10 protein-coding genes and 1 pseudogene are annotated in these 12,059 nt (G+C 73.4%); 3 read left to right on the top strand and 8 right to left on the bottom strand.

What is annotated here, in order from left to right; genetic code table 11:
- The first annotated feature begins 238 nt into the window (after positions 1 to 238).
- Positions 239 to 718: a tRNA (cytidine(34)-2'-O)-methyltransferase gene (locus ACZ7LE_RS03230; RefSeq protein WP_470401937.1), complete on the top strand. Its 480-nt coding sequence runs from the start codon at positions 239 to 241 to the stop codon at positions 716 to 718.
- A gap of 12 nt (positions 719 to 730) precedes the next feature.
- Here ACZ7LE_RS03230 and ACZ7LE_RS03225 read toward each other — a convergent pair whose 3' ends face one another.
- The 4 genes from ACZ7LE_RS03225 to ACZ7LE_RS03210 form a co-directional block, all read right to left on the bottom strand.
- On the bottom strand, positions 731 to 1,483 hold the full coding sequence (locus ACZ7LE_RS03225) for a VOC family protein (RefSeq protein ID WP_470401936.1): 753 nt from the start codon (positions 1,481 to 1,483) through the stop codon (positions 731 to 733).
- 43 nt (positions 1,484 to 1,526) lie between these two features.
- Positions 1,527 to 2,195, bottom strand: coding sequence for a ThuA domain-containing protein (locus ACZ7LE_RS03220; protein WP_470401935.1), 669 nt, complete (start codon positions 2,193 to 2,195; stop codon positions 1,527 to 1,529).
- A gap of 105 nt (positions 2,196 to 2,300) precedes the next feature.
- Positions 2,301 to 3,293, bottom strand: coding sequence for an NAD(P)-dependent alcohol dehydrogenase (locus tag ACZ7LE_RS03215; RefSeq protein ID WP_470401934.1), 993 nt, complete (start codon positions 3,291 to 3,293; stop codon positions 2,301 to 2,303).
- A gap of 92 nt (positions 3,294 to 3,385) precedes the next feature.
- Entirely contained in the window at positions 3,386 to 3,787 is a 402-nt protein-coding gene (locus ACZ7LE_RS03210; protein ID WP_470401933.1) for a nitroreductase family deazaflavin-dependent oxidoreductase, read from the bottom strand.
- Positions 3,788 to 3,891: 104 nt separating this feature from the next.
- Between ACZ7LE_RS03210 and ACZ7LE_RS03205 the strand changes: the two genes are divergently transcribed.
- Positions 3,892 to 4,641 carry a TetR/AcrR family transcriptional regulator gene (locus tag ACZ7LE_RS03205; RefSeq protein ID WP_470401932.1) on the top strand — a complete coding sequence of 250 codons (750 nt, stop codon included), beginning with the start codon at positions 3,892 to 3,894 and terminating at the stop codon, positions 4,639 to 4,641.
- A gap of 25 nt (positions 4,642 to 4,666) precedes the next feature.
- Here ACZ7LE_RS03205 and ACZ7LE_RS03200 read toward each other — a convergent pair.
- A pseudogene (locus tag ACZ7LE_RS03200) lies at positions 4,667 to 5,861 on the bottom strand (NAD(P)/FAD-dependent oxidoreductase).
- Between the two features lie 241 nt (positions 5,862 to 6,102).
- Positions 6,103 to 7,158 carry an aldo/keto reductase gene (locus ACZ7LE_RS03195; protein ID WP_470401931.1) on the bottom strand — a complete coding sequence of 352 codons (1,056 nt, stop codon included), beginning with the start codon at positions 7,156 to 7,158 and terminating at the stop codon, positions 6,103 to 6,105.
- Positions 7,159 to 7,221: 63 nt separating this feature from the next.
- Here ACZ7LE_RS03195 and ACZ7LE_RS03190 point away from each other — a divergent pair, with 63 nt between their 5' ends.
- Positions 7,222 to 9,414, top strand: coding sequence for a TerD family protein (locus ACZ7LE_RS03190; RefSeq protein WP_470401930.1), 2,193 nt, complete (start codon positions 7,222 to 7,224; stop codon positions 9,412 to 9,414).
- Positions 9,415 to 9,625: 211 nt separating this feature from the next.
- On the opposite strand, the gene ACZ7LE_RS03185 is transcribed toward ACZ7LE_RS03190, so the two are convergent.
- Together ACZ7LE_RS03185 and ACZ7LE_RS03180 are read right to left on the bottom strand one after the other, a co-directional pair.
- Positions 9,626 to 10,564, bottom strand: coding sequence for a glycoside hydrolase family 19 protein (locus ACZ7LE_RS03185; protein ID WP_377233938.1), 939 nt, complete (start codon positions 10,562 to 10,564; stop codon positions 9,626 to 9,628).
- Positions 10,565 to 10,826: 262 nt separating this feature from the next.
- Positions 10,827 to 11,873, bottom strand: coding sequence for a LacI family DNA-binding transcriptional regulator (locus ACZ7LE_RS03180; RefSeq protein WP_470401929.1), 1,047 nt, complete (start codon positions 11,871 to 11,873; stop codon positions 10,827 to 10,829).
- Between the last annotated feature and the right edge of the window lie 186 nt (positions 11,874 to 12,059).

The raw sequence follows: 12,059 nt of genomic DNA, 5'->3' as shown, positions 1-12,059 counted from the left end.
CTGGGTCAGGGAGCCGCCCGCGCACGACGTCGGGCACAGAAAAGTCCCGGGCTGCGGCGAGCAGCTCGGGACTTCTGTGCGGGTGGGCGCGTCAGGTCACGGCTGCGGGTGCAGCCGCCACCAGTTGAGCCCGTGCGTCATGTGGCCAGGGTAGGCGGGTTTGCCTGACGGCGGCAAGGACGACGCCCCGCCGTCGGGCAGCGAGAATGGACCCGTGCCGCAGCAGCCTGACGCCCCCATGCCCGAGAACCCACTCGCCCACATCGTGTACTACGAGCCGCGCATCCCCGGGAACACCGGGTCCGCGATCCGGCTCGCCGCCGTGACCGGGGCGCGGCTGCACCTCGTGGAGCCGCTGGGCTTCGACCTGTCGGAGGCCAAGCTGAAGCGCGCCGGCCTCGACTACCACGACCTCGCCGTCATGGACGTGCACGCGTCGCTCGACGCGGCCCTCGACGCGCTGCCCGAGGCCCGCGTGTTCGCGTTCACGACCCGCGCGACCACCCGCTTCACCGACGTCGAGTACCGGGCCGGCGACGTGCTGCTGTTCGGCCCGGAGCCGACGGGCCTGCCGCCCGAGGCGCTCAGGCACCCCCGCGTCACCGACGAGCTGCGCATCCCGATGCTGCCGGGTCGCCGGTCGCTCAACCTGACGAATGCGGCGTCGATCGCGGTCTACGAGGTGTGGCGCCAGGCAGGGTTCGCCGAGGGGGCATGAGGTGAGGCACGGTTACTGCCGCACCACCAGCACCCGGCCCGGGGCCAGCTCGTACCGCCCGGGTACCACGCCCGGGCTCGCCGGACCCGACTGGGCGACAACGGTCACGGGCGGCTCGCCCACGATGCGGTCCGTCGTCGGGAACCAGTTGCGGCCCACGCTGACCAGGATCAGCATGCCGTCGATGTGCCCCGCCGGGCTGAACGTCGCCGAACCGGCCGGGTAGCGGCCGATCCCGGCCTCGGTGAGCCGGTCGGCGGTGTCCACGACGTCGGGCACCGCGATGCCCACCTCGCTCACGGACAGCAGGTCGCCCGGCCCGAACGGTTCCGACGGGCTGGGCTGGGTGCCGGGCACGGGCAGGCTCGAGGCCTTCGCACCCGCGCCGCGTCCGGCACCCAGGTCTCGGGGGAGATCACGGCGCGCGATGACCTCCAGGACCGACCGGTCCGGTCCCGGGAAGTACAGCGACCGGGCATTCCAGGCGGCCTGCGCCTCGAACTCGGTGCGGTCGCCGTCGCTCAGCAGACCGGGGCCTGCCGCGAGGAACGCGCGGGCAGCGTCGAACCGCGCGTCGTCGATCAGGAAGGCGTAGTGCTGGTCGCCCGCGGCGTCGACGTCCTCACGGAACCGCAGGACAGTGCGTCCGACCGTGATCTCGACCGCGCCGATCTCCTTGCGGACCGGCAGGCCGAGGACCGTCTCGTAGTACGCGCCGGTCTCGGCGAGCGAGCGGGTCACCGTGTCGATGCTGATGATCTCCATGCGGACCAGCCAACAACCTCAACAACGGTTGAGGTCAAGGGGCCTACGACAGCAGCCAGGACCCGGCGCGGCGCAGCAGCTCCTGGTGTCCTGCCGAGGCGAAGGAGCGGACGTCGTGGCCGAGCCCCGAGTACACGCTCCGGCCGCCGTGCGCCTCGTTGACCCACACGACGGGGTGCGGGACGCCGTCTTCGTCCAGGGTGGTGCCGAGCACCCGCGTCTCCGGGGCGACGCGGAGGTGGCAGTACCGCTCGTCGAAGGCCTCGACCACGCGCAGGTCGTCCGTGACCGGGTGGCCCTGGACCAGCTCGAAGCGGGCGGTGCCGATCGGTGGGTGCATCGACTCGCCGGGGATCCAACGGCCGCCCAGCACGGCCTCCCAGTCGGGCGCGTCGTAGAAGGTGTTCGCCGCCTGGTGCAGCCCGAGGACGGCGCCTCCGGCCCGCGCCCAGGCGGACAGCCGGTCGTGGACGGGGCGCCAGTCGTCGTCGGACCCGTCGAAGTCGGCGTCCCGGCGGCCCGTCCCGCCGTTGACGACCAGGAGGTCCACGGAGTCCAGGTCGTCCAGCGCGTCGCGGAACAGCCCGCGCACCTCGACGGCCCCCAGCTCACCGAGGATCCCGGCGGCCACGTGCGACGTCGCCGCGTGGTCGTGCCAGGGGTCCTCGTAACGTCCACGGCCGGAGAGGATGAGGATGCGGCGTTGCGTCATGCGCCCGATCCTGCCACCACGACACCGCGATGCGGCGCCCGCGCCGAGCGGCGGACGCCGAACGTAGGGTTGGTCGCTCCACCAGGGCTCATCGAGCGACCAACCCTACGTTCGACCGCGGCCCGTCTCCGGGACCACCACGAGCTTGCCTCTCGCGGCGCCCGTGGCCAGGCGGCGGACGGCCTCGGGCGCCTCGTCGAGGGTGTAGCGGCGGTCGATCCTGGGGCGCACGGCGCCCGAGGCGAGCAGCCCGGCCAGCTCGTCGAGGTCGGCGCGGCGGTTCGGGTGCCAGGCGAAGGTGCCGATCCGGGTGCGGGTCAGCGCGCCGACCACCGGGCCGAGCAGCGCCTTCTCGGCGTACGAGCCGATCCGCCGCGCGATCAGCACGTACCGGCCGCCCGGCGCCAGGCAGCGGCGGACCGCGACGACGGACCGGGTGTCGGCGATGTCCAGGACGACGTCGAACCGCCGGCTCGAGCGGGTGACGTCCTCCTCGCGGTAGTCGAGCACCTCGTCCGCGCCCAGCTCGCGGAGCAGCTCCAGCTTGTCGCCGTGGTCGACGGCGGTGACCACGGCGCCCCGGGCTTGCGCGATCTGCACCGCGAACGGCCCCACGCAGCCGCCCGCCCCGTTGACCAGCACCCGCTCCCCCGGCCGGATCGGCCCGGCGGCGCGCAGCCCCTGGAGGGCGAGCGAGCCCGAGTGCGGCGCGGTGGCGGCGTCCTCGAAGGCGACCTGCCCCGGGAGCGGCGAGAGGGCCGACTCCCGGACGCACACCCGGTCGGCCAGCGCGCCGTGCCCACTGTCGAACAGGTCGGCCCAGACGCGGTCGCCGGGGCGCAGGCCGGTCACGTCCGGCCCGACCCGCTCGACCGTCCCCGCCACGTCGAGCCCGACGCCACGGTTGGTCGGCCGGACCAGCCCGGTCGCGAGGCGGGCGAGGCGCGGGCGGCCGAGCAGGTGGTCGACGTCGGCCATGTTCAGCGAGGCGGCGGCGACCTCGACCACGACCTCGCCCGGGCCCGGCTCGGCCTGCTCGACGACGGCGACCCGCAGCACGTCGGCCGGCCCGTACCGGTCGCGGACCACGGCCCTCACGGCGCGTCGCCCGCCCGCGCCGGCACCCGCCGCAGCGCGAGGTAGTCGGTGACGCCGAAGAGCCGCGCGACCCGGCGGTCCGCCGCGGAGAGCTACGGCCATGCCACGACCCGCTCGACGAGCTCCGGCGTCACCAGGTGCGTCCGCCCGTCGACCCGCAGCTCCGCGGTGCCCGCGGCCCGGATGTTGCGCAGCCAGTCCACGGCCCGGCCGTACGGCAGGTACACGAGGAAGTCGCCGCCCATCGGGTACACCCCGATCGGCGTCGCGTACGACGCCCCGGACCGGCGGCCGACGTGCCGGACGAGCGCCGCCGACGCGCCGGGCTCCCCCGCGTCCCGCAGCGCGCCACGGTTGGTGAACCGCCGGTTGAACCGGCGCACGACAGCGAGGCCGCGCGGATTCTTGGTCCGCATGGCCAGCACCAGCGCCGCGAACGCGGCGAGCCCCAGCAGCACCAGGGCCGCGACCACCCACAGGATCCAGGTCCACATGACGCACCGCCTTCCGGAGGAGACTTACGGCGTAAGCCTTACGTCGTAAGGTAGATCCGGCGCCGCGCCCCGTCAAGGGTCGGCGGACGTAGGATCGCGAGACCATGACTTCCCCGCAGACGACAGGCACGCCACCGCGCACCACCCTGACCCGTGCCCGTGTGCTGGAGTCGGCGGTCGCCCTGGCGGACCGGGAGGGTCTCGGCGCGCTCACCATGCGGAGCCTGGCCCGCGAGCTCGGGATCGAGGCGATGTCGCTCTACCATCACGTCGCCAACAAGGAGGACCTGCTCGACGGCGTCGTCGACGTCGTCGCGGCGGAGATCCAGGACGCGGTCGCCCTGCTCGACCCCCTGCCGGACGACGCACCGCCGTCGGCCTGGAAGCCCGCGCTGCGCCGGCAGGTCCTCACGGCGCGCACGGTGCTGCTGCGCCACCCCTGGGCGTCGACCGTCCTGGAGACGCGGACGTCCTTCAGCCTGCACATCGTCCGCTACTGCGACTCGCTCCTCGGGCTGATGCGCCGCGGCGGCTTCTCCTGGGACCTGGTGCACCACGCGATGCACGCCCTGGGCAGCCGGGCGTTCGGGTTCTCCCAGGAGCTCTTCGAGCCCGACGGCGCGACCGCGGGCTCCGCCGCCGACGGCGGTGCCCGGGAGGGCGCCGACGACGAGGCCACGGCGATGCTCCAGCAGATGGCCGACCAGGTGCCGCACCTGGTCCAGATGCTCGCCGAGGTCGCCCACGACGATCCGGGCGCCACCCTGGGCTGGTGCGACGACCAGACCGAGTTCGAGTTCGGCCTCGACCTGATCCTCGACGGTCTCGACCGGCTGGCCGGGCGCGCGGCCTGACGTCGCCGGCGCCCGGTGCCGGAGGTCAGCGCAGGGGGTCGAACGGCCGGATCTCCTCCGGCGTCTCCCCGGTGGTGATCTGCGCCGCGAGCGCGCGGCCGGTGGCCGGGCCGAGCACCATGCCCCACATCCCGTGGCCGCCCGCCACGTGGACGCCGGGCGCCGCCGTCCGGCCCACGAGCGGCAGCCCGTCCGGCGTCACCGGCCGGGAGCCCACCCACTCGTCCTCGCGGGAGTCGAGGTCGACGTCCTCGAAGAGGCCGCGCACCGAGTTCACGATGGCCTCGACGCGGCGGGGCTGGAAGGGCTCGTCCGGGCCGCGGAACTCCATGGTCCCGGCGATCCGCAACCGCCCCTGGTACGGGGTGCAGGCCACGCGGCGGGCCGGGAAGTAGACCGGGTGGTCGATCGGTGGGCCGGACACGGGCACGCTGAACGAGTACCCCCGCCCCGCCTGCACGCGGGTGCGCACGCCGAGCTGCCGGGTCAGGGAGCCACGCGCCCGTGGCGACCACGACGGCGTCCGCCCGCAGCGCGTCCCGGCCGGCTACCTCGACCGCGGCGCCACCGCCCGGCACCGGCCGGACGGCCGTGACCAGGGCGTCCGTCAGCACCTTCGCGCCCCGCGCGCTGACCGACGTCGCCAGCGCCTCCACGTACGGCCCCGGCTCGATGTACCGCTGCCCCTCCAGGGTCCAGGCCGACCGGACCGCCCGGGAGAGGTGCGGCACGCGGACGCCGTCGGGCACCCGGGACAGCCTGACCTCCTGGCCGGCCTTCGCGACCGCCCGCAGCTCGTGGACGAACGGACGCGACTCCTGCTCCCGCTCGAACCCGACCACCCAGGGCCGGGCGTACGACGTCGCGTGCACGCCGCCGGCCTCCAGCTCGTCGTAGGCCTCGAGCGCCAGGCGGTCGATCGGGGTGAGGGCGGCCATCGCGCGCTGCCACGCGCCGGGCGTGGCGTGTGACATGAACCGGGCGAGGAAGCCCCAGAGCGCCCGGTCGAAGCGGAAGGGGACGCTGAGGGCCGCGTCGGGGTCGAGCATCGCCTTCGGCCCGTAGGCCCAGAGCGACGGGTCGGCCAGCGGCATCGCCATGCCCGGGGTGAGCCAGCCGGCGTTGCCCCACGAGGAGCCGGCGGCGACGCCGTGGCGGTCGAGGACCGTCACCTCCACGCCGCGTTCCTGCAGGTGCCAGGCGGTGGACAGGCCGACCATGCCGGCCCCGACGACGATCGCGGACTTGGTGTCGGTCACGCTGGTGCTCCTTCTCGCGAGTGCAGTACCCCCAGTACCCCTCCCCGTCGAGCGGCGGACAACCCCCATCGTCCGCCGCCCCGGTCGATTCGGCGCGACGGCCTCGTGAAGTGCGGTGGAACGGGGGGTGTGGAGCGGCCGACGCCGCCCGACCCGGGCGTGGTGCCCGGGGCGGACGGCGTCGAGCGGCGAGGCCGACCCGTCAGCTGAGGGGGCGCGCCAGGGGTTCGACCGCCGCGATCTCGTCCGCGGTCAGGGGCCCCGCCGCGAGCGCCGCGACGTTGTCCTCGAGCTGCGCCACGGACGACGCGCCGATGAGCGCCGAGGTCACGCGCTCGTCCCGGAGCACCCAGGCGAGGGCGAGCTGCGCGAGCGTCTGCCCGCGGCCAGCGGCGATCTCGTTGAGCGCCTTGGCGCGGCCCAGGTAGTCCTCGGTGAGGGCCCGGTCCGAGAGGAACGGCGAGTCGGAGCGGGCCGCACGCGACCCGGCCGGGGCGGCGCCGGCGAGGTACTTGCTGGTCAGCAGGCCTTGCTGGAGCGGGGAGAACACGATGGTCCCGACGCCCAGCTCGCCGACGACGTCGAGCAGCGACTCGCTCTGCACGCCGTCGTACCCGTCCTCGTGGGCGGGGTTCTCGATGTGCCGGTTGAACATCGAGTACGAGGGCTGGTGGATGAGCAGCGGGACGCCCAGCTCGCCGAGGATGCGGGCGGCGTCACGCGTGCGCGCCGGCGAGTAGTTGGAGACGCCCACGTACAGCGCCTTGCCCTGCTGGACCGCCGAGGCGAGCGCGCCCATGGTCTCCTCGAGCGGCGTCGAGGGGTCGGGCCGGTGGTGGTAGAAGACGTCGACGTAGTCCACGCCCATGCGGGTCAGCGACTGGTCGAGGCTGGCCAGCAGGTACTTGCGCGAGCCGTGGTCCCCGTAGGGCCCGGGCCACATGTCGTAGCCGGCCTTCGTGGAGAGGATCAGCTCGTCGCGGTACGGCTTGAGGTCGGCGGCGAGGTGCCGGCCGAAGTTCGCCTCGGCCGCGCCGTAGGACGGGCCGTAGTTGTTCGCGAGGTCGAAGTGCGTGACGCCCAGGTCGAGCGCGCGGCGCAGGATGGCGCGCTGCGTGTCGAACGGGCTGGTGTCGCCGAAGTTGTGCCAGAGCCCCAGCGACAGCGCGGGCAGGTCCAGACCCGAGCGGCCGGTGCGGCGGTACTGCATGGTGTCGTAACGGTCCTCTGCTGCGAGGTACCGGGATGCGAGAGGCATACGGCCATCGTGGCACGGGAAACCTGTCCCTCCGGACCACGGTTCCGTGCCACGATGCGCGTCATGTCTGCGCAGATCTTCGACCTGGTCGTCCGCCGGACGGGGCGCGTCCCCCTCACCGCCGTCTCGACCGGTGACGCCGCCTCGGTCGCCCGGCGGTTCGACGCCGTGCTCCTGACCTCGGGCTACAAGGCCTCGGGCCGCCTGCTGAGCTACCTGGGCACGCTGTCGCCGCAGGACGCGCGGCTCGTGGCGGTGCAGACCCTCGCCGTCGTGCACGAGGCGATCGGTGCGCACGTGGCGCACAACGCGTACTTCCAGGACTTCCCGCAGAATGTGCCGGACACGCTGGACTTCTGGGTGTCGTGCGTTCGGGATGCGCTGAAGGAGGGCCCCGGCGCCACGGCCGCCGACGAGATCCTCGCGCGTCGCGGCGGGACGGATCTGCTCGCGCTGCCGCGTTACGGCCGGTACCAGCACACCTACGAGGAGATGGTGGCGGCGCACGACGCGTTCGTGCCCGCGCTGGGCGACCGGCGCACGGTGCTCGACGTCGGCGGCACGCTCGACGAGGAGGCCCACCGCCTCTACCTCCACCTCGCGGGGAGCACGACGCCGCTGTCGGACGCCGACCTCACCGCGCTCACCCTGCTGGCCGGGCACTGCGGCAGCATGGAGCAGCCCGCGGTGGTGCCGGTGCGGGCGGCGCGCGCGATCGTCAACGCCACGCACGTGCTGTACGGGCGCGAGCCCCAGGCCGACACGGTCACCGACGTCCTGCGGCTGGCGTGCGCGCTGTCCGGCGGGGACGTGACGCTGGAGACGGCGACACGGTTCCGGTCGCTGCCGCGCCCCGTGCGGCGCGTGCTGCTCGGAGCGCTCGACGCGGTCGTGGCGGCGTCGCCCGCGAAGCTCGGCGACGTCGCGGTACACCGGGAGGCGTGGAAGCGGCTCGGCGAGCGGCTGCACCCGCACGAGCACCGGGCCTTGCCGTCGGCTGCCCGGGTGTTCGCCGTCGCCCGTGGCGACGAGGACGCGCCGTCCCTGGCCGCCCGGGTCGAGCGGTCGCTCGCGACGGGTGCGCGGGCCGACGCCCTGCGGCTGCTCGCGGCGTCTCCCGGCACGCTGGTGCGGCGCGCGGACCACCTGCTGCGGTCGGCGTCCGACGACGCCGAGGCGGCCGCCGTCGTCGACGCGGCGAAGCGGGCGCTGCCGTCCGTTTCCGGCCGGGTGGTGCTCGGGCTGCGCGAGCACCTCGAGAACCGGCGCCTCGTCGACGGGAAGACCAGCGCGGGGCGGCCAGGCACCGGCCGGCGCGTCTTCGTCAACCGGCAGGGCGGGGCGTGGGCCGTGGCCGACGACCGTGCGGACCTCCGGCAGGACGCGCTGACGGCGTTGGCCCGGGCCTGCGACGCCGAGGTGCTCCGCCGGGTCACCCGGCCCGACGAGCTGGTGGTCGAGCCCGACTTTCTCGACGTGGCCCTCCCCCTGTCGGCGCGGGCCAAGCCCGACGGCGCCGGGGTGCTGCCCCGCGGCTCGCGGACCCGGGTGACCGGCGAACTGCTGCGGTTCTTCGTGCACTGGCGGCAGCAGAGCACGGACACGGACCTCGACCTGTCGTGCCTGCTGCAGGACCGCGACTTCGCCGACGCCGAGCACGTCTCGTGGACGCGGCTGCGCGGCGGGGGCTTCGTGCACTCCGGCGACCTCACCGAGGCCCCGGACGGCGCCACGGAATTCGTGGACGTCAGGCTGTCCGGGATCCGGCGGGACGTCGTCGTGCCGGAGGTGCACGTCTTCTCCGGCGAGGGGTTCGACCAGGTCGCCGAGGGGTTCTTCGGGTTCATGACCCGGGAGGTCGCGCAGGCCGGGCTGCCGTTCGAGCCGGCGACGGTCCGGCTGAAGTCCGACCTGGCCGGTTCCGGAAAGGTCGCCGTCCCGCTGGCCTTCCTGCGGGCCGACGACGGCTGGGAGGCGCTGTGGCTGCACCTGAACCTGCGCGGACGGTCGAGCTTCAACACCGTCGAGGGGCACCGCGTCACCACGACGACGCTGGTCAGGGACATCGCGGCACGGCGCTACCTCACGGTGCGCCACCTGGTGGACCTGCTCCGGGCCGACGGCGTGAAGGTGCACCACTCGGTTCCGCAGGGCGCCGGACCGGTGACGTACCTCGGCTTCGACGCCCCGGAGGACCTGCCGCGCGGCTCCCGGGTGGTGACACCGCAGAACCTGCTCGACCTGGTGCCGGCCTGACGTCTAGGGTGTGCCCCGGGCGAGGCCATGCGGCGGCTTCCTTCTCACTCTTGGATGAACCTAGTCGCCGCGCTCTCCTCGCCCGCTCACTTCGCCCGACGTCGGCGCTCCGCGCCTCCCGGGTGTTGACCACAGCAGTTGCTGCCAGTCGAGCCCTGCTCCTGGCAGCAACTGCTGTGGTCAACGCATCCCACCGCGGTGGGATGGCGGGTCAGCAGTAGAGGTTGCCGCCCGGGTCCACGCCCAGGGCGCTCGTGAAGCGGAGGTAGGTGTCCACCCGGCTCTGGACCTGTGCCGGGTTGCCGCCGTTGCACTCGATGGAGCCGTTGATGCTGCGGATCGTCTCGCCGAACCCGGCACCGTTGACGATCGCGTTGTGCGGCGTCATGGTGCCCGGACCGTTCTGGGTGTTCCAGTACCAGAGGCCGGTCTTCCAGGCGATCGCCGAGTTGGTCGAGACCAGGTTGGGGTTGTTCAGCAGGTCGATGCCGAGGGCGTCGCCGGCGGCCTTGTAGTTGAAGTTCCAGCTGAGCTGGACGGGTCCGCGGCCGTAGTACTGGTCGGTGCCGGCCGGGCAGCCGTAGGGCTGGTTCCGGTCGCAGTAGTGCGGGTAGTTCGCGGTGTTCTGCTCCACGATGTGGACCAGGCCGCCGGTCTCGTGCGAGACGTTGGCGAGGAACGCCGCGGCCTCACGCTTCTGGACGGTCTCGCTGCCGCTGTTGGCGAAGCCGGGGTAGGCGCTGAGCGCGTCGACCAGGCCCGCGTACGTGTAGAACGAGTTCCGGTTCGGGAAGAACGAGTTGAACTGGGCCTGGCTGACCGGGAAGTCGTCGGTGCCCGGCGGGTCGACGGGCGGCTCGCCGCCGTCGCACGTGCCGACCCGCTCCCAGACGCCCCACTCACCGGTGGTCCCGGGCGTCTCGCCCTGGGTCCACCACTTGGCGCGCCACGAGGCACCGGCGTGCGTGACGAGGTTGCCGCCGACGTAGACGGCGCCGGCGCTCCAGGCGGGCGCGCTGCAGTCGGCGACCGCGGCGGGCGCGGCCGAGCCGCCCGCGGTGGCCGCCGAGCCGGGGACTGCGACGACCCCGGTCGTCAGGAGTGCGGCGACAAGGGTTGCGACAAAGAGCGGTACGCGACGAGCTCTCACGGGGAACCACCTCGCTTCGGGTCCTGGGCCGTCGTCGACACCGACGGCCGATTTGTTCAGGAACCTAGCAAGATGCCCCCAGCCCGGTCGTGAGGGATTCCCACACGGGTTACCCGTACGCGCGGGCGTCCCATGGGGAGCGTCGAGCCCAGCGCGACTTCGGTCGGTTGCCTTGAGACCGGTCCGACAACCGACCGACCTCGATGCAACCGACCGAAGTCAAATACGCAGCCCGTCAGATGGCCCCAGCCAGCGGGGCCCCTCACGCCGAGTCGCGGACCACCAGGATCGGCTCGAAGATCGCCGAGCGGACGGCCGGCTCGTCGGCGTCGATCTGCTCCAGGAGCATCCGTGCCATCTCCTCCGCCATCTTCTCCACGGGCTGCCGCACCGTCGTCAGCCGGGGGCGAGTCTGCACGGCGACGGGGCTGTCGTCGAACCCGACGATCGCGACGTCGTCGGGGACGCGCCGCCCGTGGCTCTGGAGCACGTGGATGGCGCCCTGCGCCATGAGGTCGTTGGAGACGAAGACGCCGTCGAGGTCCGGTGCGGCGGCGAGCAGCTCGGTCATGGCCGACTCCCCGCTCTCGAAGGTGAACGACCCCGCCACGCTGGGGACGAAGGCGTGCCCGCGCCGGGCGGCGGCATCACGGAAGCCGTCGAGCCGGTCCCGCGCGGACGGGACGTCGAGCGGCCCGGAGATGACGCCGAGCGTGCGGCAGCCACGGTCGAGCAGGTGGTTCGCGGCCATCCGGGCGCCGTCGGCGTTGGCGAGGTCCACGTAGCTCGCCGGGATCGCGTGACCCGGCCGGGCGAACAGCACGATGGGGCGGCCGGTGCCGATGAGCTCCTCGGGGAGCGGGTCGTCCGCGTAGGTCGAGACCAGGAGGGCGCCGTCCGCGTTGCCGAACCGCAGGTAGGAGGTGACCTGCCCGCGGGTCTGCGCGTCGTCGGCGAACATCAGCACCGGGTGCACGTCGTGGGGGCGCAGCGTCCGCACCAGGGAGCCGACCACCCGGCCGAAGAACGGGTCGGAGAAGACACCCGACAGGTCGAGCTCACCCTCGGGGTCGGCGTCCGCACCCGAGATGACGACGGCCACCGTGCCCGTCCGGCGGGTGACCAGCGAGCGCGCCGCCCGGTTCGGCACGTAGCCGGTCTCCGCGACCGCCTCCAGCACCACCTCCTGGACCGCGGGCGCCACCTTGCGCTTGCCGTTGATCACGCGGGACACGGTCGCGCGAGAGACACCGGCGACCTTCGCCACGTCCTCCAGGGTCGGCGCCGCACGCCGCAGATCCTTGCTCACAGGCCGACGGTAACAGAGTAAGAGCGCTCTCCGAGGGAACTTGTGCGGATGAGATGCGACAGATCTCGCGCCGCGCGGTGTCGTCATCAAGGCCGATTATGTCCGCACAAAAGCCAGGAAAAATGAAAAAACAGCAGGTGAAGTCTGCCACGCGGGCTCTTGACGCTCCGCCAAGAACGGGTCAAG

Source organism: Promicromonospora sp. NPDC110617 (assembly GCF_055598465.1).
Note: the sequence above shows the minus strand (reverse complement) of the source record. Positions and strands in the feature narration are given on the sequence as shown.

What these genes read in the sequence shown, in the direction of transcription:
- ACZ7LE_RS03225 (WP_470401936.1), bottom strand. Translation starts at nt 1,483, where the DNA reads ATGGAGATCATCAGCATCGACACGGTGACCCGCTCGCTCGCCGAGACC.
- ACZ7LE_RS03205 (WP_470401932.1), top strand. Translation starts at nt 3,892, where the DNA reads ATGACTTCCCCGCAGACGACAGGCACGCCACCGCGCACCACCCTGACC.
- ACZ7LE_RS03230 (WP_470401937.1), top strand. Translation starts at nt 239, where the DNA reads ATGCCCGAGAACCCACTCGCCCACATCGTGTACTACGAGCCGCGCATC.
- ACZ7LE_RS03220 (WP_470401935.1), bottom strand. Translation starts at nt 2,195, where the DNA reads ATGACGCAACGCCGCATCCTCATCCTCTCCGGCCGTGGACGTTACGAG.
- ACZ7LE_RS03195 (WP_470401931.1), bottom strand. Translation starts at nt 7,158, where the DNA reads ATGCCTCTCGCATCCCGGTACCTCGCAGCAGAGGACCGTTACGACACC.
- ACZ7LE_RS03210 (WP_470401933.1), bottom strand. Translation starts at nt 3,787, where the DNA reads ATGTGGACCTGGATCCTGTGGGTGGTCGCGGCCCTGGTGCTGCTGGGG.
- ACZ7LE_RS03190 (WP_470401930.1), top strand. Translation starts at nt 7,222, where the DNA reads ATGTCTGCGCAGATCTTCGACCTGGTCGTCCGCCGGACGGGGCGCGTC.